Raw genomic sequence first — 23562 nt, forward strand, 5'->3', positions numbered from 1 at the left:
TCCAATAAAGAGAGGTCAGCCAGATCGCCCTTTGCATGACGGCCCGGAAACCGGGTCATAAATTGGTGGCGCAAACCGGGAGTATTAAAGTGACCACGAACATCCGCATTCCAAGACGTACATTGCTCAAGGGAATAGGCGCGGCCGGCCTCGGCAGCGTTCTGGCCCCGCTGTCGTCACGCCCGCTCTATGCCGCGAGCGTGGCGCCGATCACCATCGTCATCAACCAGTCGCCGTGGTTCGATTCGTTCCGCAAGACGGTCGAGGCCTACGAGGCCGAAACCGGCAACAAGGTGGAACTGGACGTCAATCCCTTCGCCGGTTCGCTGGAGAAGCAGCGCAATTCCGTGCGCGCCAGCCAGGGCCAGTACGATATTCTCATCATGAATTCGGGCTGGTTCACGGAAATGTATGGCGGCGGCTTCGTCGATTCCATCACCGATATCGATCCGGGCTTCCAGCTCGATCCCGATCTCTACACGCTCAACGACACCATCTATTACAACGCCGAGAAGAAATCGCTGACCAGCGACGGCAAGCTGATGTCGATCCCGGTCTCGCCGCTGATCCCGATGCTCTATTATCGCGGCGACCTCTACAAGGAGGCCGGCCTCGAAGTGCCGAAGACCTTCGACGCGCTGGAAGCCAACGCCAGGAAGCTGCACAATCCGCCGTCCATGTATGGCATCGTCCAGCGGGGCGCGCGCGGCCCGGCAACCGTGTCCTACGATTTCTATCCCTATCTCTACGGCTTCGGCGGCACCATCTTCCGCAACCAGTCGGAGGGCGACTTCACCGTCACGCTGAACTCGGAGGAAGGCCGCACGGCGCTGGATTACTATATCCGCCTCGCGAAGGAAGCCGGCCATCCCAAGACCGCCGCCAACGATCAGGCCAACGTCATCCAGGCGATGGTCACCGGCACGGCTGGCCATGTGATGATGGTGATCTCGGCCGCCTCGCAGATGGACGATCCCGACAAGTCGGCCGTGGTCGACAAGGTCGAATATGCCGTGCCGCCCTCGGCGCCCGGCCTGCCCACGGCGCCTGCGCTTGGCCACTGGCTCGCCGGCATTTCGCGCAACGTTCCCGACGACCGCAAGCGCGCCGCCGTCGAGTTCCTGCGCTGGTTCCAGACCAAGGCAGCCCAGCTTGAGACCGCCAAGGCCGGCGGCATTCCCGTCAACGCGGCGGTCTACAAGGAGCCGATTGCCGAGGAACGGCAGTATCGCTGGATGAAGCCGCTTGCCGAGGCCCTGCCGCATGCGGTCAACTCCTACCAGTTCCCGCAGGCCAGCGAGGTGATCGCGGTTCTGGAGCTTGGCCTCAACCGCGCGGTCGCGGGCGAGATCGGCAGCGTCGAGGCGCTCAACGGCATGGCGGGCGAGATCGAGAAGATCATGGCCGGCTACAATTACCGCACGGGGCAGATCAGCCCGCTGTAAGATCATTGCGCAGACGACGGGCCCGATACCGGCCCGTCGTCTGCGTATCCAGACGATGAGCAGGATCGCGACCCGCCGCGGCGGGAAAGCGACCCAAACCCGGAGGTACCACCGGTGACGACGAGCCAAGCGACCGCGCCGCGGCCGAGCCCGGCCAACGCCGCCCCCGCTCCCGCAGGCACCGGCGCCGTTGCGCAGGGCGATCAGCGCCTGTGGCGCTGGATTTCGTTCACGCCTGCCCTGACCATGATGCTGGCGCTCAGCGTTTTGCCCATCGTCAACCTGGTGATCACGTCCTTTCAGGACATTTCATGGGCTGACGGGCAGGCGACGCGCAGCTTTGCCGGCCTTGCCCACTACAAGGCGCTGTTCTCCGACAATCTGTTCGCGGCGGGTCTGCGCAACACCGTCATCTTCGCGCTGGCCGCCGTGGCCGGGCAGATGGTGCTGGCCTTCGCCATGGCGCTGATGGTGTCGCGCATCGTGCGCGGCCGGGTGCTTTACCGGGCGATCTTCATCCTGCCGCTGCTCATTCCCGGCATCGTCATCGGCGCCATCTGGAAGCTGATGCTGAATTTCGATTTCGGCCTCGTCAACAAGCTGCTTGGCCTGTTTGGCTTCATGCCGCATGACTGGCTGGGCAGCCCCGAGACGGCGCTGTTCTCCGTCATCGTGGTCGATATCTGGCACTGGACCCCGTTCTGCTTCCTGCTGTTCCTCGCGGGACTTGAATCCCTGCCGCAGGACGTGTTCGAGGCCTCCAAAATGGATGGCGCCAGCGCCTGGCAGGAACTGGTCCACATCACCCTGCCGCTGATGGTGCCGACCATCATCGTCACTTTCGCTTTCCGCCTGATCGTCGCCTTCAAGGTGTTCGACGAGGTCTATCTGCTCACCGGCGGCGGCCCCGGCACGTCCACGGAAGTGCTGAGCTTCACGCTCTACCAGCGCTTCTTCACCGAGGACAAGGCAGGCTATGGCTCGGCCATGTCGGTGGCCATCATCTTCATCGTCTCGATCCTGCTGGTGATCGCGATTTCGGCTCGTCGCGGCGCGGGAAGACAGTCATGAGACGCCCTTTCTCTTCCTCGCTCATGCTGCATCTGGCGCTTGTGCTGTGTGCGCTGGTCGTCATCGCGCCCATCGTGTGGACGGTGGGTGCCGGCTTCCGCACCCAGATCTCGCTGCTCATGGGCCACATGACGTTCACGCCGATCTGGAACAATTTCAACGAGGTGCTGTGGTCGAAGACCTCGGATTTCCTGCTCAACTACCGCAATTCCATCATCGTCGGAGTGCTCAGCACCCTGTTGTGCGTGGTGGTGGCGACGCTCGCGGCCTTTTCGCTGAACCGGCTGAAATGGCCGGGCTGGGTGGTGCACATCTTCCTTGCCTGGACGATGATCTTCCACATGATCCCGCCGGTGGCGCTGGCCAGCGCGTGGTTCACCATGGCGCGCGCCGTGGGGCTGGAAAACACCTTCACCGGCCTGATCCTCGCCCATGCCACGCTCAACCTGCCGATCGCCATCTGGCTGATGGCGGTGTTCATCCGCGAGGTGCCGAAGGAGCTTGAGGAAGCGGCGGTGATGGACGGAGCTTCCACGCCGCGCGTCCTGTGGCATGTGGTTCTGCCGCTGATCACGCCCGGCCTTGCCGCCACCTCGATCCTCACCTTCATCTCGTCGTGGAACGAGTTCGCCGTGGCGCTCACCATGACCATGAAGCAAACGGCGACGGTGCCGGTCGCCATCGCCAAATTCGCCCAGGATTATGAAATCCAGTACACGCAGATGGCGGCAAGCGCTGCCCTTGCCATGCTGCCTGCCCTTGTCGTGCTGCTGATCGCCCAGCGCTATATCGTGCGTGGCCTGACGCAGGGTGCGGTGAAATAGGAAAGCTGCCATGAAGGCCGTCTTCGTCCTGCTCGATTCGCTCAACCGCCACATGCTGGGGGCCTATGGCGGCACGCGCATTCCGACGCCGAATTTTGACCGGCTGGCGGCGCGCTCCACAACCTTCGACCGGCATTATGTCGGCTCCCTGCCCTGCATGCCGGCACGGCGGGACATGCTGACCGGGCGCCTGACCTTCCTGCACCGCAGCTGGGGGCCGCTGGAGCCCTTCGACAACGCCTTTCCCGAGATACTGAGCCGGCAGAAGAAAACCTACAGCCACCTGATCACTGACCATTTCCACTACTGGGAAGATGGCGGGGCGACCTACCACAACCGCTACGATTCCTACGAATTCGTGCGCGGGCAGGAAGGCGACCGCTGGAAGGCGATGGTCCAGCCGCACTGGGAGCGGCTGCGCGAGACCTATCATGCGCGCCAGTTCAGCGAGGAACCGCGCTCCTATTTTCGCCAGAACATGGTCAACCGCGAATTCATCCGCGAGGAAAAGGATTTCCCCTCGGTGCGCTGCTTCGCGGAAGGCTTCGAGTTCCTCGACCGCAACCGCGATGCCGACAACTGGTTCCTCCAGATCGAAACTTTTGATCCGCACGAACCCTTCACCGCGCCCGAGCGCTTCAAGGCCCCGTTCGACACCGGCTGGAAAGGCCCGGTCCGCGACTGGCCGCGCTATGGCCGCGTCGATGAGCTGCCGGAGGAATGCGAGGAATTGCGCGCCAATTATTACGCCGTGGTTTCCATGTGCGATCATCTGCTCGGTCAGCTGCTCGATTATTTCGACGAGCACGATCTGTGGAAGGATACAGCACTCGTCGTCACCTCCGACCACGGCTTCCTGCTCGGCGAGCATGATTTCTGGGCCAAGAACCGCATGAACCTCTATGAGGAGGTCGCGCATATCCCGCTGTTCCTGCACGACCCGCGCTTCCCCGAGCGCGCCGGCACGCGCTCAGGCGCGCTCACCCAGTCGATCGACATCGCCGCCACCTTCCTCGACCTCTTCGGGGCCGAGCCGCCGCCGGAAAACGAGGGATTTTCGCTGTCCGGCATGGCCGATGGCACCGAGCGGCGCAAGGGCGCGCTGTTCGGCTATTTCGGCGGCGCGGTGAACGTCACGGATGGCCAGCACACCTATCACCGCTTTCCCGAGGACCTGTCGAAGCAGGCGCTCTATCAGTACACGCTGGTGCCGACGCACATCTTCTCGCCGTTCACGCCGGCCGAGCTGGCCGACATCGAGCTGTCGCCGCCGCTGTCCTTCACCAAGGGCGCATCGCTGCTGAAAGTGCCGGTGATCGACCGCTCGCCCATGTACAACAATTACGGGCCGGGCAGCCTGCTGGAATCGGAAACGCGGCTCTACGATCTCGCCACCGATCCGGGGCAGGATGCGCCGCTGGACGATCCGAAGCTGGAAACGGCGATGACGGAACTGATGAGCGGGCTGATGCAGGCCAATGGCGCGCCGCCCGAAGCCTTCACCCGACTCGGCCTCGACATACCGGCGGGTGTGACATGACCGGCCGGGACGGCAAATTCGGCGACGCGGCCTCCCTGCGCAGCCTGACTGCGGATCTGTCGCAGATCGCCTCCGTGCGCCGCATCGTGCTCGACGACGGGCCGGGGCGCGGCGGGCGCATGCTGGCCTTCTCCACCGGCGGCGGGCTCGATTTCTGGGTGGCGGTGGACCGCTCGCTCGACATCGCCACGTTCTCCTTCCGCGGCGTTCAGCTCGGCTGGCAGAGCCCGGCCGGCTTCGGCCCGCCGCCCGGCCCGGAAGCCGATGGCGGCCGCGGGTTTGACCGTGCCTTCGGCGGTTTTCTCGTCACCTGCGGGCTGGAGCATATCCGCCAGCCGGCCAACGGAAACCCGCTGCATGGGCGCCTGCCCTATTCGCCCGCGCGCCTTACCACCTATGGCGAGGACTGGCAGGCGGATGAGCCGGTGCTGTTTTGCGAGGGCGAGGTGGTGCAGTGGCGCAATGGCGCCGACGCCTATCGCCTGAAGCGACGCATCGAAGCGCCGATCGGCGGCACAAAGCTGCGCATCATCGACCGCATCGAAAATATCGGCCCCCGGCCGCTGCCGCTTTATCTGCTCTATCATTTCAATCTGGGCTATCCGGCCGTCGCGCCGGGAAGTGTGGTCGAGCTGGATGGCGAACGCCTGATCGGGCCGCTGGCCATGCCGGAGGAAGGCCCCGTTCCTGCCAGCCTGCACCCTCTTCGCGGCGCGGGGCATGCCGTGTGCAGCGTCGATGCCGGCGCGGGCAGCCCGCAACTGCGCTTTGGCTGGGATGCCGCGCGCCTGCCCTGCCTGCAATTGTGGCGCAACCTGATGCCGCGCAGCGGCGTGCTGTCGGTGGAGCCCTGCAATGTGGGGCGCAACGAGGATGGCTCGAATGCCGATGCGCCGCTGCTGGCGCCCGGTGAAACGTCTGCTTTTTCCGTGTCGGTCGAAGTTGGAACGGCTGGCGCCATATGAACAGGGAAAACGATCATGGCTGAGGTCAATCTGCGCGACGTGCGCAAAGCCTACGGTACGGTGCAGGTGCTGCGCGGCATCGATGTCGATGTCGCCGATGGCGAGTTCGTGGCGCTGGTCGGCCCGTCCGGCTGCGGCAAGTCCACGCTTTTGCGCATGATCGCCGGGCTGGAGGACATCGCGCAGGGCGAGATCCGCATCGATGACCGGCTGGTCAACAACGTGCCGCCCAAGCAGCGCGACGTGGCCATGGTGTTCCAGAACTATGCGCTGTATCCGCACATGACGGTGGCCCGCAACATGGGCTTTTCGCTGAAGCTGGCCGGCAGGCCGCAGAAGGAGATCGACGAGCGCGTGGCGGCGGCAGCCGCGATCCTCGACCTGTCGGCCCTGCTCGACCGCTATCCGCGCCAGCTTTCCGGCGGCCAGCGCCAGCGCGTGGCCATGGGCCGCGCCATCGTGCGCGACCCGCAGGTGTTCCTGTTCGACGAGCCGCTTTCCAATCTCGACGCCAAGCTCCGGGTGCAGATGCGCGCTGAGATCAAGGCGCTGCACCAGCGCCTGCGCACCACCACGGTCTATGTGACGCACGATCAGGTCGAGGCCATGACCATGGCTGACAAGATCGTCGTGATGCGCGACGGGCATGTCGAGCAGATCGGCGCCCCGCTCGATCTCTACGACCATCCGCAGAACATGTTCGTCGCCGGCTTCATCGGCTCGCCGGCCATGAACTTCATCAAGGGCTGGATCGAGGACGGACAGTTTCACGGCCCCGGCAACATCATTGCGCCGGCTAAGGATGCCGGTGTCGACACCATGCTGGACGGCGTGGTGCTGGGCATCCGCCCCGAGCACCTGCTGCTCGATCCGGCCGGTGTCGAGGCAACCGTCACGGTGGTCGAGCAGACCGGATCGGAAACCTATCTGCTCCTCGATATCGATGGCCAGCGCATCAACTATCTCGGCCGCGAGCGCGTCGCCATCGGCCCCGGCGACAAGGTGCGCATCAGGCCCGACCCGGCCCGGCTGCATTTCTTCGACGAGAAGACGGGCCAGCGGCTCGGCGCGCCGGCTTCTTCCGGGCTGCCCTCCGCTTCCCTCCCCTCCGGTTCCCTCCCCTCCCCTGGCCTCCCCTCCCCCGAAAAACCGGGCACCGGGCGCGGCAGTTCTCCGCATGGGCGCAAAGCCGGACAGGAACCCGGCGCGCGCGCCCGGGCGGGGCTCGGCAGTGCGGCGGCGCGCGTGCTTTCGCTGGTCGGCATCCGCGCCGATGGCTACCGCCCCGAGCTGCACTACATGCGCGGCAGCGGCCCGGCTTCCACCCGCGTCCGGGGCGTCGACGAATCGCGCTGATCGCCTTTTGCACCTGCATTGCCGCCCGCATATGAGAGTGACATGACCACGCGACCCAATATCCTTTTCATCATGTCGGATGATCATGCCGCGCGCGCGATCTCCTGCTATGGGGCCGGGCTCAACAGCACGCCCAATATCGACCGCATCGCCCGCGACGGCATGCGCCTCGACCGCTGCTACGTCACCAATTCGATCTGCACGCCGAGCCGCGCCTCGATCCTGACCGGCACGTACAATCATGTGAACCGCGTCACCACGCTCGACACCCATATCGACAACCGCCTGCCGCATGTCGCAAAGCATCTGCGCCAGGCCGGCTACCAGACCGGCATGTTCGGCAAGTGGCATCTCGGCGAAGGCAGGGCGCACCAGCCGACCGGCTTCGACGAATGGTCGGTGTTTCCCGGACAGGGCGAGTATTTCGATCCGGTGATGATCGGCCCCAATGGCGCGGAAACGGTGCCGGGCTACGCCAGCGATGTGCTGACCGACAAGTGCCTCGATTTTCTGGAGCGGCGCGACCCTGAGCGGCCATTCTTCATGATGTGCCATCACAAGGCCCCTCACCGCCCCTTCGAGCCGCATCCGCGCCATCGTCATCTCTACGCCGACGGCGATCTGCCGGTGCCTGAAACCTTCGACGACGATTACGCCAACCGCGCCGCCGCTGCCGCCGCCGCCAAAATGCGCATCCGCGCCGACATGACCTACAAGGACCTTGGCCTGGTGCAGCCCGAAGCGGGCGCCGAGGCCGGCGAGCTGCTGATTGCAGGCCGCAAGGACCGCAAGGTTCCGGACATCGCTCCCGGTCAGGAAATCCGCCTCATCGATGCCGCGACGGGGAAGAATTTTGTCTTCACCGACCCGCAGCAACTGGCCCTGTTCAAATACCAGCGCTACATGATGCGCTATCTGCAGACGGTGGCGGCGATCGACGAGAATGTCGGCCGGCTTCTCGACTATCTCGACGCGGAAGGGCTGACCGACGACACCATCGTCATCTACACCTCCGATCAGGGATTTTTCCTCGGCGAGCATGGCTGGTTCGACAAGCGCTTCATGTATGAGGAATCGCTGCAGATGCCGTTCCTCATCCGCTATCCGCTGGGCATAGCGCCGGGTGCGGTGTCACGGCAGATCGCCATGAATGTCGATTTCGCCCCCACCTTCCTCGACTATGCCGGCGCGCGGACCCCTTCCTACATGCAGGGCACCAGCCTGCGGCCTCTTCTGGAACAGCGCGCGGATGCGGACTGGCAGGACGTCGCCTATCATCGCTACTGGATGCACAAGGACGATTTTCACAACGCCTTCGCCCATTACGGCGTGCGCGATGAACGCTACAAGCTGATCTACTGGTACAATGATCCTCTGGGCGAGACCGGCGCCAATCCCGGCGACGAGCCGCCCGAATGGGAGCTGTTCGATTGCGAGGCCGATCCGTTCGAGTTGCACAACCGCGCGGCGGACCCGACTTTCCGTGATGTCTTCGTGACGATGCTTGAAAAGCTCGATGCGAAAATGGCGGAGATCGGTGATAGCCCCGAGCATGACAGCGCCGTCGTGCGGGGACAGCTCGGGCGCGGCTGAACCGGAATGAGCTGCTGCGCGAACTCCCGCACCCCGCAGCAGCGGCCGCAGGAAGAGCCCGCTGCGGCCAGCTCTCCGATAAATTCTTCCTCCCCTGCTCCGGGGAACGATGCGGACGCCCCTTCCCGCGCCCGCTTCGAGGCCGCCCGCTCCTTCATCGGCACCGACAGGCCGCTGATCGCGGCAGATGGCGAGGGCCCTGCCCGCCCGGTGCGGCTCGATGCCTTCGAGATCGAGACGGAGACCGTCACCAACGACCGCTTCGCCGCTTTCGTTGCCGCGACCGGCTATGTCACCGAGGCCGAGCGCTTCGGCTGGTCGCCGGTGTTCATCGGCCTGCTGCCGGATGGGGCCGGCTATTATGCCAATGAGGGCGAAACGCCCTGGTGGGTGCGCGTGGAAGGCGCCTCGTGGAAGACGCCGGAAGGCCCCGCCAGCGATCTGGCCGGGCGCGGCGACCATCCGGTCGTGCAGGTGTCGTGGAACGATGCAAGCGCCTTCGCGGCATGGAGCGGCGGGCGGCTGCCGACGGAGGCCGAGTGGGAACATGCGGCCCGCGCCGGTCTCGGCGACGTGCGCTATCCGTGGGGCGACGACGAGCCCGACGACACCACCATCTTCTGCAACATCTGGCAGGGCGTCTTTCCGCACCGGAACACGCTGGCCGACGGCTATTTCGGCACCAGCCCCGTCCGCGCCTTCCTGCCCAACCGGGCCGGGCTCCATGGCATGGCCGGCAATGTGTGGGAGTGGACGCAGGACGCCTATCGCGTCCGTTCCCTCTCCAAAGCGGCGAAGGCCCGCAACCGGCATGCCGCGCTGGAGCAGGAGAAGGTGCTGAAGGGCGGCTCCTTCCTCTGCCACGCCTCCTACTGCCACCGCTATCGCATCGCCGCGCGCTCCGCGCTGACCATCGACTCCTCCACCAGCAATGCCAGCTTCCGGCTTGTCTACGATGTGGCGGCTTTTGCCGATTAGAGCGTGTCGCGATTCTTTCGGTTTCACCCCGCGCTTTGACTTTCTATTATCGCATGTCGCTCGAAACCGGTTCCCACTTGCGAGCGATATGCTTTGGTTCCCCGCGGCCATCCATCGTGTCAACTCGGCCTCTATAAGATGAAACTGGTCTGGGAACACACCGGAACCGTTATGCCCTTCTTTCGTGGGCGTCCCTCCTTCCCTGTTGAAGTAACCACAACGCCACCGATCGCCGCCGCCGATCGGTTTTCTCTTCAAAGAATTTTGCCGACAACTGGCCGGGAAAGGTCATGGAGCTTTGGGCGTTATCTTGTGCCTGATTTCGGATCGCTGGAAGGCTTGTCCGGATCGGCACGCCGAATGCCCTCTCCGCTTGGCCGGAAGCCGAAGCGATCTGGCTCCGCCTTGGAGATTCGGCACGCCCGCTTGGTGCGCGGGACGGCCCGCTCCATCGTGGGCCGACACTTTTGCGATTCGAAGAGGCATGTTGCTCGCGGCTCGATCCGAGCCTGATATTGCGATCCGACATCCTCCCGGATCGCTTTCATCGACCGTCTTATGTCTCGTGAAAGCCTTCTGTGAGACCTGAAAATCCGCAACCATCCGGAAAACATGCGTTTTATCGAGTTGACAGCTGGCAACTCTTGCCGATTCGGAATGCGGAATTGGTTGCAGAAAGGTTAATTTCCGTTAACCCTCTTTTGCTTGACAGGAATCGGTATTTCACCCAGCCTCATCTACGGCAATTGCAGGTAAATATCGGTATTATCCGTAACTTGCGGCGGCCACTGTAAACTCAAGCGTAATCGCGTAGACTTGTGTCCATCCGGTGAGTCGGAGAAGGCCGTTTCCCGACAGGGGGGACGGGTGTGTTTTTGTGCAGGCAGGTTCAGATATGACACTCGAGGTGCAGACCGCGCAGCACGCTGTCGTGCAGGGGCCGGCCGATCGCCAGATCGCCGCCGATGCCGAGCGGCTGTCGGCCGAGCTTGCCAAGCTGCGCGGCCGGCTGTTTCCGCCGAGCGCCATGAAGACGCTGCGCCCCTTCACCAGCGGCGAGGCGGCGCGGCTGATCGGCGTGACCGACGGCTATCTGCGGCAATTGTCGATTTCAGGCGAGGGCCCCTCCCCCGAAGTCGGCGCCGGCGGGCGCCGGCTCTATTCGCTGGCCGATGTGAACGCGCTGCGCGCCCATCTGGCCGGACAGGGCGGCGCCAAGGCGCGCCATTATCTGCGCCGCCGCCAGCCGGGCGAGCATTTGCAGGTGGTGGCGATCACCAACTTCAAGGGCGGCTCGGGCAAGACAACGACCTCGGCCCATCTGGCGCAGTATCTGGCCTTGCAGGGCTATCGCACGCTGGCCATCGATCTGGATCCTCAAGCTTCGCTCTCGGCCCTGTTCGGCTATCAGCCCGAACTCGATCTCAGCGGCAACGACACGCTCTATGGCGCGATCCGCTATGATGATGAGCGGGTGGAGCTCTCCAGCATCATCCGCCCCACCTATTTCGACGGACTCGATCTGGTCCCCGGCAATCTCGAGCTGCAGGAATTCGAGCACACCACGCCGCAGCATCTGGCGGCGCGCGGGCAGGGTGCGGGACAGGAGCTGTTCTTCGCCCGCGTCCAGCAGGCGATCTCGACCGTCGAGGCCAACTATGACGTGGTGGTCATCGACTGCCCGCCGCAGCTTGGCTATCTGACGCTGAGCGCGCTGTGTGCGGCCACGTCAGTCATCGTCACCGTGCATCCGCAGATGCTCGACGTGGCCTCGATGAGCCAGTTCCTGTTCATGACCTCCGATCTTCTGGCCGTGGTGCGCGAGGCGGGTGGGGAGCTGAATTTCGATTTCCTGCGCTATCTCATCACCCGCTATGAGCCCAATGACGGGCCGCAGACGCAGATTTCCGGATTCCTGCGCACCCAGTTCGGGGACAGGGTGCTGACCGCGCCGATGCTCAAATCGACGGCGGTGTCGGATGCGGGGCTTTCCAAGCAGACGCTTTACGAAGTGGGCCGCGAGAACTTCAACCGCGCCACCTATGATCGTGCCTATGAGGCGCTGACGGCGGTGAATGCCGAGATCGAGGCACTGCTCATCCAATCATGGGGACGCAAGCCATGAGCCGGTTGACAGCTGTCAACTTGTCCCGCGCGGTGCGAATCGGAGCCTCGCGCCGTTCAAATTCGGCCGCGATCTATCCACACCTGGCGAATCTCCGCGATGATGCGCAGCAGGGAGGTGAGGGCTCATGAATACACGCAAGAACAGACTGCGCTCGCTGCTGTCCGGGGAAGCGCCCGCCGCTTCGGTCGACGATGCCAGTGCAACCGCTTCGCCGGTGCCGGCGTCCGAGCCGGCTGCCGCGCCGAAGCGGGCGACGTCGGCCGCCGTCAAGGCCATGGGGCTGACGCTCGGCTCGCTGTCGCAGGAGGCGCAGGAGGCCGGCCGGCTGCGCGAAATGCTCGCCGCCGGCGAGCGCGTCGTCGAGATCGATCCACAATTGCTGGAGCGCTCGCCCTTCCTCGACCGCCTGAGTGATGGTGCGCGCAATGACGAAGATTTCGCGGCACTCAAGGCCAGCATGGCCGAGCACGGCCAGCAGGTGCCGGTTCTGGTGCGCCCGCATCCCGACCCGGAGAAAGCGGCACGCGGCCTCTATCAGATCGCCTATGGCCATCGCCGCGCGCAGGCGGCCCGCGAGCTTGGCCTGCCAGTGCGCGCCGTGGTGCGCACGCTGGACGATGCCGCGCTGGCGCTGGCGCAGGGCAAGGAAAATGCCGAGCGCCGGGCGCTGTCCTTCATCGAGCGGGCGTTCTTCGCCAAGGCGCTGCTCGATCATGGCTTTGACCGGGCGACGGCGCAGGTGGCGCTTTCCGTCCACAAATCGGAGATGACGCGCCTGCTGCAGGTAACCGAAAACGTGCCGCTGGATATCGTCCAGGCGATCGGCCCCGCGCCGAAGGCCGGGCGCCCGCGCTGGATGGAACTCGGCGAGTTGCTGGCCGCTGACCGGGGCGGGCTGGCGCATGACGAGATCGCCCTCAGCGCTTTCCGTGAGGCGGACAGCGACACGCGCTTCCAGCGGCTGTTCGATCGCCTTCAGGCGTCCGCGAAGCGGCGTGCCGCGGGTGGTGCAACGGGCGGGGCCCGCCGGATCGCGGATGCGCAGGGCAGGGTGCTGGGCGAGGTCGCGGTGGCTGGCAAGGCCGCCCGCCTGACCATTCCGGCCAGCGCCGGCAGCGGTTTTGCCGATTTCGTCGCCGACGAGCTGCCGCGCCTGCATGCCGCGTTTCTGGCGGCGCAGAGCGAAGGCAAGGCGGACTAGAGCATGTCGTCCGGAAACGGGATCCGGTTTCGGGCGGCACATGCAGGACGGGAATTGCAGGCGCAGGAAGCGATCCGAACGGACGCAAGGCGCTTAGAAAAAGGGATTTGCCGGCAGGGTTGCATCCTTCCCGGCATGTGAGCCGAAAACGGAAACCAGAAGCGGAGAAGCAGGCAAGAAAAAAGGCCCCCAGAACGTCACCATCCCGGAAGCCCCTTTCGATGTAGCAATCTGAAAGAATCACTTCCGCACATTATTGTCAAGCCGTGGTGCGTCCTGGCCGGGTGTTTTTATGCCTCGGAGATGAGGTGATTCTCATGACGGAGCGTTTTGCGACGACGCCTTTCGGCGGCGCTCGGATAAGTGCGGCCCAATTCCGGCATCGCGAGGCGGTGGACCGGCGCAGGGCTGAATTGAACGAAGGCGGCAACGATACCGGCCGCACCGAAAAGTGGCAGCTCATCCGGGCGCTGACCGAGGCGCGCGCCGCGTTCGGCCTGTCCGATCGCACCATCGTGGTGCTTGATGCGCTGCTGAGCTTCCATCCCGAGCGGGAACTGGACGGATCGCAGCCGGTCATCGTCTTTCCTTCCAATGCGGAGCTTTCGCTGCGCAGCCGGGGCATGGCCGATGCGACGCTGCGCCGTCATCTGGCGGCGCTGGTCGAGGCGGGGCTGATCCTGCGCCGCGACAGCCCCAATGGAAAGCGCTACTGCCGCCGTGACGGCTATGGCGAGGTGGAGAGCGCCTTCGGCTTCGATCTGTCGCCGCTGGCGCTGGCAGCGCCCGCCATCCACGAGGCCGCGGAAGCGGCACGGGCCCATGAGCGGCTGTGCAGGCGCCTGCGCGGCGAGATCACCATCCACCAGCGCGATGTCGCCAAGATCATCGAGGCAGGCCGGGAAGAGGGGGCAGGCAGCCAGTGGGAGCGCTTTGCCATGGATCTGATGCCTTTGTGCCGTCGCCCTGGCCGCAACGTCTCCAGCTATGTCCTGGAGGAGCGACGCGATGCTCTGGTCAGGCTTCGGGCCGAGGTAGAAACAGCCTATCTGAATGCTCTCGATAATCAGAATATGAGCGGCACTGACGCTGGTTCTGAGCGGCAATATCAGAATTCAAATATAGATCATCCATTTGAATATCGCTCAGAAAAAGAGCTGAAGCCGAAAACCGAGCCAGACCGCAAGCATCTGCCCGATGGGGAGGTTTGGCGGGAAGAGGAAGCAGGAGGGCTATCGGAGGCGGGCCGGGCGCCTGAAACCAAGAGCCAGCCGGTTCCGCTCGACTATCTGCTGAAAACCTGCCCGACGCTGGCCAGCTATGCCCGCGACGGCATCGGAGACTGGGGGGATGTGCTGGCAACGGCGCAACTGGTGCGCTCCATGCTGGGCATTTCGCCCGATGCCTGGAACAAGGCATGCGCGGCGATGGGCAAACTGACCGCTGCGGTGGTCATTGCGGCCATTCTGGAGCGATCCGAAGCGATCCGCTCGCCGGGAGGCTATCTGCGGGCCCTGACCGAACGCGCCGAAAGCGGACGTTTCTCGCTGCTGCCGATGCTCACAGCTCTGGAAAGGGCAGGGGAAAAGGCCGCCGACGGGCTGAATTGACAGCTGGCAACTGCCTGCAAGGCCGATTTGGGTGCGGCAGGCAGGCAGCATGGCCATCATGCGGATGATTGCCGGATCTTGCTTCTCTGGGGGAACCGTCGGGCCGATGCAGGAGCAGAGTGATGCGGGCAGGGACGAAAGGTGGCTGTTGGAACGTGGCTTTGCCTGTTCTTGCTCAACTTCCCGGCAATGGCGGGCGTTTCAGGGCCATTGTCTGGTGCGGGCCAAAAAAAGGGCCGCGCATGATGCACGGCCCTTGTCATGGGAGATGGGTCGGGGGCAGAGCCCTTGCAGGCTCCGCTTCCCTGTCAGGCGGTCAACTTTCCGCAGGCGTCCGCGATGCGTTGCAGGGCTGTGACCAGTTCCTGCTCGCCGGTGGCGTAGGAAATGCGGAAATAGGGCGAAAGACCGAAGGCCGAGCCCGGCACCACCGCCACATGCGCCTGTTCGAGCAGGTAATCGGTGAAGTCGGCGTCGGTTTCGATCGCTTTCCCGGCCGGCGTGCGCTTGCCGAGGATGCCGGCGCAGCTGGCGAAGGTGTAGAATGCGCCTTCGGGCGTGCGGCAGGTGAGGCCATTGATGGCGTTGAGCCCGGCGACCACCATGTCACGACGCTTGCGGAAGCTTTCCTGCCGGCCGGCCAGAAAATCCTGCGGCCCGTTCAGCGCCTCGACCGCCGCGGCCTGCCCGATGGAGGAGGGGCAGGAGGTGGCCTGGCTCTGGATCACCGCCATCGCCTTGATCAGGGCCTTGGGGCCTCCGGCATAGCCGATGCGCCAGCCGGTCATGGCATAGGCCTTGGACACGCCGTTGATGGTGAGCGTGCGGTCCTTCAGGCGCGGTTCCAGTGCTGCCGGCGTGACGAAACGAAAACCGTCATAGACGATGTGCTCATACATGTCGTCGACCATCAGCCACACATGGCGATGCTTCAGCAGCACGTCGAGCAGCGGGCGATAGTCCGCTTCGCTGTAGGCCGCGCCCGAGGGGTTCGACGGCGAATTGAGCAGCACCCAGCGGGTTTTGGCGGTAATGGCCTGTTCGAGCTGGTCCGCGCGCAGGCGGAACCCGTTTTCCTCGTCGCAGGGGATCAGCACCGGCACGCCGCCGCAGATCTCCACGATGTCGGAATAGGAGGTCCAGTAGGGTGTCGGGATGATCACCTCATCGCCGGCATCGATGGTGGCCATGAAGGCGTTGAACAGGATCTGCTTGGCCCCCGTCGCCACCGTGACCTCGTCGAGCGCGTAGTCGACGCCGTTTTCGCGGCGGAATTTCTCCGCCACGGCCTTTTTCAGCTCCGGCGTGCCGTCAAGGCCGGTATATTTCGTGTCGCCGCGGTCGATGGCCGCCTTCGCGGCCTGCTTTACGTTATCTGGCGTGTCGAAATCGGGCTCGCCGGCACCCAGAATGATGACGGGCAGGCCTTCACGCTTCATGGCAGCGGCGCGGGCGCCGATCTGCAGGATTTTGGAAACGCCGACGGAGGCGATCCGCGAGGCGGGCCGGAAGCCCGCCTCCCCAATGTCAGACCTTGCGTTCATGGTGGCTTACTCGATGTCGAAGGACACGCCCTGCGCCAGCGGCAGAGCCTTGGAGTAGTTCACCGTGTTGGTGGCGCGGCGCATATAGGCCTTCCAGGCGTCGGAACCGCTTTCGCGTCCGCCGCCGGTTTCCTTCTCGCCGCCGAACGCGCCGCCGATTTCAGCGCCGGAGGTGCCGATATTGACGTTGGCGATGCCGCAGTCGGAGCCATCGGCTGCAAGGAAGCGCTCGGCTTCCTGCACGTTGAGCGTGAAGATCGACGAGGACAGACCGGCAGCAACCGCGTTGTGATCGTCCAGCACGGCGTCGAAGTCGGAATATTTCATGACGTAGAGGATCGGCACGAAAGTTTCTTCCAGAACCGGGCCGGCCTGCTTCGGCATTTCGACGATTGCGGGCTTCACGTAATAGGCGGTGTCCTTGCCGGCTTCGGGAACGCGTTCGCCGCCGGTGACGGTGCCGCCCTCGGCTTTGGCAGCTGCCAGCGCCTTTTCCATGGCGTCAAAGGCCTGCTTGTCGACCAGCGGGCCGACGAGGGCCGAGGTTTCCAGCGGATTGCCGACGGAAACGCTGGTGTAGGCCTTCTTCAGGCGCGGCACGAGCTGATCATAGACGCTTTCATGCACGAACAGGCGGCGCAGCGTGGTGCAGCGCTGGCCGGCGGTGCCCATGGCGCCGAAGGCAATCGCGCGCAACGCCATGTCGAGATCGGCCGAAGGGCAGACGATGCCGGCATTGTTGCCGCCGAGTTCGAGGATCGAGCGGGCGAAACGCTTGGCAAGGCGCGGGCCGACTTCACGGCCCATGCGGGTCGAGCCGGTGGCCGATACCAGCGCCACTTTTGCATTGTCGACCAGCGCTTCGCCGATGGTGCGGTCGCCGATCAGCACGGTGCTGAGATTAGCGGGGGCATCGCCGAAGCGGGCCAGCGCGCGCTCAAGGATCGCCTGACAGGCAAGTGCGGTCAGCGGGGTCTTTTCGGAAGGCTTCCAGACGATGGAATCGCCGGCGACGAGCGCAAGGGCTGCATTCCATGACCACACGGCGACGGGGAAGTTGAAGGCCGAGATGATGCCGACGACGCCCAGCGGGTGCCAGGTTTCCATCATGCGGTGGCCGGGGCGCTCGGTGGCGATGGTCAGGCCGTAGAGCTGGCGTGACAGACCGACGGCGAAATCGCAGATGTCGATCATTTCCTGTACTTCGCCGAGGCCTTCGGAGGTGATCTTGCCGGCCTCGATCGAAACGAGACGGCCGAGATCGGCCTTGGCGGCGCGCAGCTCTTCGCCGAGCAGACGAACCAGCTCACCGCGGCGCGGCGCCGGCACCAGACGCCATGCCCTGAAGGCTTCATGCGCGGCATCGATGGCAGCGGCTGCTTCAGCGGCCGAAACGGTCTTCAGCGCGCCGATCTGCTCGCCGCTGACCGGGCTGAAGGAAGCCATGTCGCCGCCTTCCCATGCCGCGCGGGCAACGCCCAGCTTGTCGAGAATGGTTGCGGTTTCCTGTTTGACGTCGACTGTCATGATGCGATCTCCGTTGTCGTGACTGGTCAGAAAGTTGCGGCCCCGAGGGGACCCGGCGAAATGTTGGCCTTGAGCGCGGCGGCAAGCCTGCGCACTCCGGCCGGCGTATAGCGGTCGTAAACCGCCTGGTTCTTGCGCCCGAGCGCATGTTCGGCGCTGAAACTGCCGTCAAACTCCTCCACGGCGACGCGGAACACGAATTCCCGCAGCGCCGGCTCGAAAGCGGGGTCGGCAAGGCGCGGATCGTCCTTTGCCACCACCAGATTGAAATGCACGCCGCCATCGCCGATATGGCCGAAATCGCAGATGGTGATGCCGGTAAAGTGCTGCGGCAGTTCCTGCTTCATATAGGCGAGGAAGCGCATTACGTCACCGCGGCGGAACGACAGATCGAAGGCTATCAACCGCCCCGCGTGGCGCACGCCTTCCGAAAGCGCATGGCGCAGCGCCCACATTTCATGGGTGGGGCCGACGAAAGCGTCTTCCAGCAAGCCGTCTTCGCCTTCCCAGATCAGACCCAGCACATCCTCAAGAACCGATTGGAGCGCCTGTTCGCCCTCGCGCGGCGCATTGCTGCGTGAGATTTCGGCAAGAATGACGAAACCGGGAACGACGCCGGCCTGAAACGGATTGCGCAGCGACGGCACATGGTCGAGCGCGGCAGCGACCGCATGGCCCGACATGCCCTCGAATGCGGAAAGACTGGAGCCCAGCGCATCTTCCATGGCGAGCAGCAGGGCCGGAACATGGGCGGGCGAGGCGGGCACCAGCAGCGCGGTTGCCGACTGGCGCGGCAGCGGCTCCACGTTCAGCACGCATTCGGTGATCACGCCGAAACTGCCGGAGGTGCCGATGAAAAGCTGCTTCCAGTCGATGCCGGTGTTGTTCTTGCGCAGGCCGCTGCACAGATCGAGCACCGTGCCCTGTTCATCGGCCAGCACCACCTTGAGGCCCAGCGTGTTGCGGCGCACATCGCCATAGCGCAGGAAGCGCGAGCCGCCGGTATTGGTGGCGATCATGCCGCCAAGGCGCGGATCGGCGCCGAGATCGATGGGAAAGAACAGCCCCTCGCCTTCCAGCCTGCCGTTGAGATCGGACAGGCGAAGGCCCGCGCCGGCATGAACGGTGCGGTTCACCCGGTCGAGCTCACAGATGCCGGTCAGCCGGTCGAGGCTGAGAATACCCTGCGTGCCGCTGCCGTCGGGCGTCGAGCCGGAAACGAGGCCGGTATTGCCCGATTGCGCAATCAGCGGCAGGCCATGGCGCACGCAATGGGAAACGACCGCCGAAACCTCCTGCGTCGTGGCCGGGCGGGCAACGAAAGCGGCGCGCCCCTGATCGTAGCGCGCCCCGGTCTCATAAGCCGACATGTCATCGCAACCGCTGAGAAGCCCCTTTGGCCCAAGGATCTTCCGCAGTGCGCTGATATGATCTTCACTGATCATGAAAAACCTTATTCCGCTGCCTGCGCCGGAGTGACCACGGCAAGGCAGTTTTGGATGGAAGCCCGCTCGATTTCAGCATAATGGGCGAATTCGTCCAGCACGGAAGCACCGAGATCGCGCTCGAACATGATCTGGTTGGGGCTGGCGGTAAACTCCTGCGCGGCGTCGTCACCCAGATTGGACTGGAAAATGCCGGCCGCGCTGACGGGCAGGAAATCCTCGTAGACGATGGGATCGAACTGCACCAGGCCTTGCGCGATCGCCGTTTCCAGATCGACACGCATGACGGCAGCCTTGCCGGTTTCGGTCAGGCTGTAGCGGAAATAGCCGAGCCCGGCCTTGCGGATGCCGTCCCAGTCGTCGGGGAAAGCCGTAAACACATCGGCAAGTGCGGCTTCGTACTCTGCCGCGTTGGAGCCATCGGCGGCAGGGCGAACCCGCGCGCGTGTGTCGCCCAGCAGCTTGTCGTAGAGCGCGCGGCCTTTTGGCGTCAGCGCCACGCCGCGCTGCTCGATCTCGCCGAAGCGGGCGGTGTGGGAACCGGCCTGCCATGTGCCATCCGCGCCCCTGAAGGAAACCGCCTCCTCAAGCGCCTTGAACGAAGTCTGGCGCAGCAGGATCGGGCAGGCGCGGGTAGGGGGGCCTTCGACCACGGCTTTCGGCGCGATGCCATGCTCGGGCATCAGCTTCTGCACCCTGTCGATGTCGAGCGTGCGCGGCGTGAGGTGGTTGATGTGCGGGCCACGGAACGAGACCACGTCGGCGATAAGCCGGTGGGCGTCATGCAGGCGCCTGTACATGCCGGCATCGACGATGGCCTTGTCGTGCCAGCGGAAGGTTTCCAGCACTTCCGCGACGAAACGTGCGGCGTCCTCGCGGTCGAGCCCGCCATTGCGCTCGGCCTTCCCGATCAGCGCCACCGCGCCCTCGGTGAAGATGTTGCGGCCGGCGAGCACCCTGGCCGCCTCGGCGCGCAGCGTCTCGTCGGCGATGAGATCGAGCCGCAGCAGCGAGGTGAAGACGCGGAAGGGATTGCGCTTCAGGCTGGCATCCTCGACCGGACGGAAGGCGGTGGAATGCACCGGAACGCCCGCCGTCGACAGATCATAATAGCCGACCGGAACCATGCCCATGACCGCGAAGGCGCGGCGCATCATGGCAAGCTCATGGCGAGTGCCGAGACGGATCGCGCCATGGCGCTCTTCGGAAATGCGCTCCAGCGAATCCGTCGCCGCCAGCCGCTGTTTCAGCTGCGCATCGTGGAGAAGCGTCTCCTCATTGACCTTGCCCACCAGCGTCATCAGCGTGCCATAGGCCGGCACCTCGTCGCGATACATGGCCGACATGGCGGCTGAGAAGGCGGAGCGGATGTCGTCGGGGGAGACCAGATGCGCGTTCATGGCGGTGCAAAATCCAGGCTGAGACTATCAATCATGCAGTTTTCAGATCATATTGCAGCCGAACCAACCGTTCCAATGACTGTTTGAACTGTTTTGATGCGATAGCGGAATGAACGCCAGCCGTACACTGATGCCGGACCTGATCGTGCTGCAGTCGTTCGAGGCCGCCGCACGCCATGGAAATTTCACCAAGGCGGCGGCGGAGCTGAGCCTGACGCAGAGCGCGGTGAGCCGGCAGATCAAGCTGCTGGAAGATCAGCTCGGCGTTGCCCTGTTCGAGCGGATCCGCAAGCGGGTGGTGCTGACGGCGGCGGGCCACCAGTTGCAGCCGGAAGTGCGCCAGCTGCTGCAGCAGGCCGAGCACATGATGCTGCGCGCCAGAGCAGCTTCTGCCGGAAAGGTGCTGACGGTCGCCACCCTGCCCACCTTCGGAAGCCGCTGGCTGATGCCGCGCCTGCCCGATTTCATGGACAGGAACCCCGGTGTGATCGTGGACGTGGCCTCGCGCTCGCAGCCCTTCGACCTCACCGCGGAAAGTTTCGATCTGGCGATCCATTACGGCCAGCCGATCTGGGCGCATGCGAGCTGCACCTATCTGTGCAGCGAAATGATCTATCCCGTGGCGAGCCCGGCGCTGATCGGCAAGGCCGGCCTTGCCGATGTCGGGGATATCATCGGCCAGCCGCTCCTGCACCTGGCCACACGCCCGAAACTGTGGTCGGAATGGTGCCAGCGCAACGGGTTGAGCGACGAAATGGCCTACAGGGGCAGCCGCTTCGATCAGTTCAGCATGATCATCGAAGGCGCGCTGGCAGGCATGGGGGTTGCGCTGCTGCCGAAATATCTGATCGAGGGCGAGCTTGCGAGCGGCACGCTGCGGCTTTTGGACGACGCCCCGATGCCGACCGACAACAGCTATTATGTCGTTCTGCCCGACGGCAAGCGCAACAGCACATGGGGCCAGCTGTTTCAGGAATGGCTGCTGACGCAGGTCGCCGGCGGGCTGAGCTGAATTTTCCGGCTCCGACATGGAGCAGCAGGCGCTCTGACGCGCGTTGCCGCAGCTATTGGAGCTGTTTTCCGGTCCACCTTCATGCGGTCAGGCGATCCCGCCTGACTGGAACATGCTTATCGCCGAACGCGCCCATATAGGCGGCGGCCGTCGTTGCATAGGCCACCCCAAAAAAGGGCCGCTTCACGGCCCGCAGTTCGCCCGCCATATCGGGTGCCGGCTTGTTCCCGCATAAGGGTGCCTGCGGCTGGCGGTGAGAATTTTCCGCGTGGTTTCTGGGAACTGCATTTGCATCCGGGAAGCCGGATATCTGTCGCGACGGGACAAGAGGGCGTTTTCTCCTTCGGCTGGGGGAGGGGCCTGCGGGAAACCCGTTGATTGCAGGACCGGGCTTTCAGGAAGGTGGTTTCGTCTGCGCCTGCGTTGACGCCAACGGCATCCCCGTGCGGGATGCGAACCATCAGTCTGCAAATCCGTCCACACCATTCGCGCCTGTGCGGGGATTGCCAAATGGCGGCGGGTGCTTCCAGTTGCCGGTGCAAATGGCGAAGAAGTTCTGCCGAAACCGCCTTAAAGCCCCGCGGCTTTGGTGAGGTTGATGCGGAAACGGTCGCGGCGGCGCTGATATTTGCGGGTCATCTCGGCGGAGGCGTGGCCGAGCTGCTTTTGCAGATGCCGCTCTTCGGCCTCGGCCGATGAGGCGAGGCCTGCTCGGAGGGAGTGTCCGGCGAACAGGGCAGGGCGGTCCTTTTCGGAGAGATCGCCGCGGACCCCGGCGGCAAGTGCGGCGCGCTTGACCAGACGGGCCACCTCCTGATCGTTGAGACGGCCGGGGCCGACCTTCTTGCCCTGTCCGGTGACCCGGCGAAACAGGGGGCCGTGGGCGATGCGGGCGAGGTTCAGCCAGGTCTGCAGGGCAACGACGGGGCAGGTGGCATCGGCGGAACCGCGCCCGATCTCGACCTCGCGCCAGCCGGTCTTGCCGCGCAGGGTGATGAGCAGTCCGCCGTCCAACACCTCGATCCAGCCGCGTCCGTCCTCGGTCTGGTCGCGGCCGCAGTCGAGCCCGACGATTTCGGAACGGCGCAGGGCGCCCGCAAAACCAAGCAGCAGCATGGCCCGGTCGCGCAGGCCGCGCAGGGTGCCGCGATCGAGCGTTTCCAGCATGGCGATCAGATCCTCCGGCAGGATCGCTTCCTTCTGGCGGGGAGGGGCGGCGTGGCGGTTGCGGATGCCGGCCATGACTGTGGCGATGTGGCGGTCCTTGCGGTCGAGGATCAGGCCGCGCTGCGCATAGTTCCATGCCAGCGCCGACAGGCGCCGCTCGATGGTGGAAACGGCATGCGGCTTTTTGGCCGCGGTGCGTCTGGCCGGACGGCCGGGCGCGTCATCTGCGGTTCCGGCGGCGAGGGCGGTGACGTAGAGCCCGACGATCTGCGGATCGGGCGGCATGGAGGCAAGCCCCTGACGCCGGCACCAGCTGGTAAAATGCGCCCAGTCGGCGGCATACGCCCGGCGCGTATTGGGCGAGGCGGCGGCATCGACATAATGACGCGCACGCTCGGCAAGGTTTTGCAGATGCGCGGGCAGCGCGGTCCCGGCACCCTGCATTTCCGGCACGGAAGGCGTGCCGGCGTGCTCCTGCCCGCCTTGATCGGGGCTATCATGCTCCAGATCGGCGTGATCCAGACCGGCCCCGCCCAGACCGGGCCCACCCAGACCGGCGCGCCCCGGACTGGCCATGCCTGGACTGTCCCCACCCGGACGGGCCCGATCCTCCCCTGAATGGCCGCCCGCCTGCTTCTGTTGCCGGTTTTCCGCTGCCGTGCTCGCGTGCTCCCCGGAAACGCCGTCTGCCGCGTCGTCGTCATGCAGGGCAGCAGAAGTCCGCGCCATATCCTGCTCCTGTTCGGCGGCCGCACC

16 protein-coding genes and 1 pseudogene are annotated in these 23562 nt (G+C 64.8%); 12 read left to right on the forward strand and 5 right to left on the reverse strand.

Annotated features, from left to right (window positions below; all coding sequences use genetic code 11):
* Positions 1 to 89 precede the first annotated feature (89 nt).
* The 11 genes and pseudogenes from MIC97_RS19385 to repC all read left to right on the forward strand — a co-directional run bounded on the left by MIC97_RS19385 (position 90) and on the right by repC (position 14711).
* Positions 90 to 1445 carry an extracellular solute-binding protein gene (locus tag MIC97_RS19385; protein WP_239801622.1) on the forward strand — a complete coding sequence of 452 codons (1356 nt, stop codon included), beginning with the start codon at positions 90 to 92 and terminating at the stop codon, positions 1443 to 1445.
* Between the two features lie 114 nt (positions 1446 to 1559).
* A complete protein-coding gene (locus tag MIC97_RS19390; protein WP_239801623.1) occupies positions 1560 to 2516 on the forward strand; it encodes a sugar ABC transporter permease in 957 nt (318 codons plus the stop codon).
* Positions 2513 to 3340, forward strand: coding sequence for a carbohydrate ABC transporter permease (locus MIC97_RS19395; RefSeq protein ID WP_183832225.1), 828 nt, complete (start codon positions 2513 to 2515; stop codon positions 3338 to 3340). The genes MIC97_RS19390 and MIC97_RS19395 overlap by 4 nt, the downstream gene beginning before the upstream one ends.
* A 10-nt stretch (positions 3341 to 3350) precedes the next feature.
* Positions 3351 to 4880 (forward strand): sulfatase, encoded by a 1530-nt coding sequence (locus tag MIC97_RS19400; protein ID WP_239801624.1) that lies wholly within the window; start codon positions 3351 to 3353, stop codon positions 4878 to 4880.
* Positions 4877 to 5845: a DUF4432 family protein gene (locus MIC97_RS19405; RefSeq protein WP_239801625.1), complete on the forward strand. Its 969-nt coding sequence runs from the start codon at positions 4877 to 4879 to the stop codon at positions 5843 to 5845. The genes MIC97_RS19400 and MIC97_RS19405 overlap by 4 nt, the downstream gene beginning before the upstream one ends.
* Before the next feature lie 15 nt (positions 5846 to 5860).
* Positions 5861 to 6910: pseudogene (gene ugpC, locus MIC97_RS19410) on the forward strand (sn-glycerol-3-phosphate ABC transporter ATP-binding protein UgpC); the annotation flags it as partial.
* Between the two features lie 333 nt (positions 6911 to 7243).
* Entirely contained in the window at positions 7244 to 8794 is a 1551-nt protein-coding gene (locus MIC97_RS19415) for a sulfatase (protein WP_239801626.1), read from the forward strand.
* A 6-nt stretch (positions 8795 to 8800) separates the two neighbouring features.
* Complete coding sequence (locus MIC97_RS19420; protein WP_239801627.1) at positions 8801 to 9772, forward strand: formylglycine-generating enzyme family protein; 972 nt, start codon at positions 8801 to 8803, stop codon at positions 9770 to 9772.
* An 895-nt stretch (positions 9773 to 10667) separates the two neighbouring features.
* Positions 10668 to 11897 carry a plasmid partitioning protein RepA gene (gene repA, locus MIC97_RS19425; protein ID WP_239801628.1) on the forward strand — a complete coding sequence of 410 codons (1230 nt, stop codon included), beginning with the start codon at positions 10668 to 10670 and terminating at the stop codon, positions 11895 to 11897.
* A 127-nt stretch (positions 11898 to 12024) separates the two neighbouring features.
* Positions 12025 to 13101, forward strand: a complete 1077-nt coding sequence (gene repB / locus MIC97_RS19430) for a plasmid partitioning protein RepB (RefSeq protein WP_239801629.1) — start codon at positions 12025 to 12027, stop codon at positions 13099 to 13101.
* Positions 13102 to 13418: 317 nt separating this feature from the next.
* On the forward strand, positions 13419 to 14711 hold the full coding sequence (gene repC / locus MIC97_RS19435) for a plasmid replication protein RepC (protein WP_239801630.1): 1293 nt from the start codon (positions 13419 to 13421) through the stop codon (positions 14709 to 14711).
* Between the two features lie 308 nt (positions 14712 to 15019).
* On the opposite strand, the gene MIC97_RS19440 is transcribed toward repC, so the two are convergent.
* The 4 genes from MIC97_RS19440 to MIC97_RS19455 are packed head-to-tail and all read right to left on the reverse strand — an operon-like array spanning position 15020 to position 20627.
* Positions 15020 to 16255, reverse strand: a complete 1236-nt coding sequence (locus MIC97_RS19440) for a pyridoxal phosphate-dependent aminotransferase (RefSeq protein WP_239801631.1) — start codon at positions 16253 to 16255, stop codon at positions 15020 to 15022.
* Between the two features lie 6 nt (positions 16256 to 16261).
* Entirely contained in the window at positions 16262 to 17782 is a 1521-nt protein-coding gene (locus MIC97_RS19445; RefSeq protein WP_239801632.1) for an aldehyde dehydrogenase family protein, read from the reverse strand.
* A 26-nt stretch (positions 17783 to 17808) separates the two neighbouring features.
* Positions 17809 to 19227, reverse strand: coding sequence for an FAD-binding oxidoreductase (locus MIC97_RS19450; RefSeq protein WP_239801633.1), 1419 nt, complete (start codon positions 19225 to 19227; stop codon positions 17809 to 17811).
* An 8-nt stretch (positions 19228 to 19235) separates the two neighbouring features.
* Positions 19236 to 20627, reverse strand: a complete 1392-nt coding sequence (locus MIC97_RS19455) for a VOC family protein (RefSeq protein ID WP_239801634.1) — start codon at positions 20625 to 20627, stop codon at positions 19236 to 19238.
* 109 nt (positions 20628 to 20736) lie between these two features.
* Here MIC97_RS19455 and MIC97_RS19460 point away from each other — a divergent pair, with 109 nt between their 5' ends.
* On the forward strand, positions 20737 to 21639 hold the full coding sequence (locus tag MIC97_RS19460) for a LysR family transcriptional regulator (protein ID WP_239801635.1): 903 nt from the start codon (positions 20737 to 20739) through the stop codon (positions 21637 to 21639).
* Between the two features lie 570 nt (positions 21640 to 22209).
* On the opposite strand, the gene MIC97_RS19465 is transcribed toward MIC97_RS19460, so the two are convergent.
* Positions 22210 to 23343, reverse strand: coding sequence for a site-specific integrase (locus tag MIC97_RS19465; protein WP_239801758.1), 1134 nt, complete (start codon positions 23341 to 23343; stop codon positions 22210 to 22212).
* Between the last annotated feature and the right edge of the window lie 219 nt (positions 23344 to 23562).

It is taken from the genome of Aquamicrobium sp. NLF2-7 (assembly GCF_022359935.1).
GTDB lineage: Bacteria > Pseudomonadota > Alphaproteobacteria > Rhizobiales > Rhizobiaceae > Mesorhizobium > Mesorhizobium lusatiense.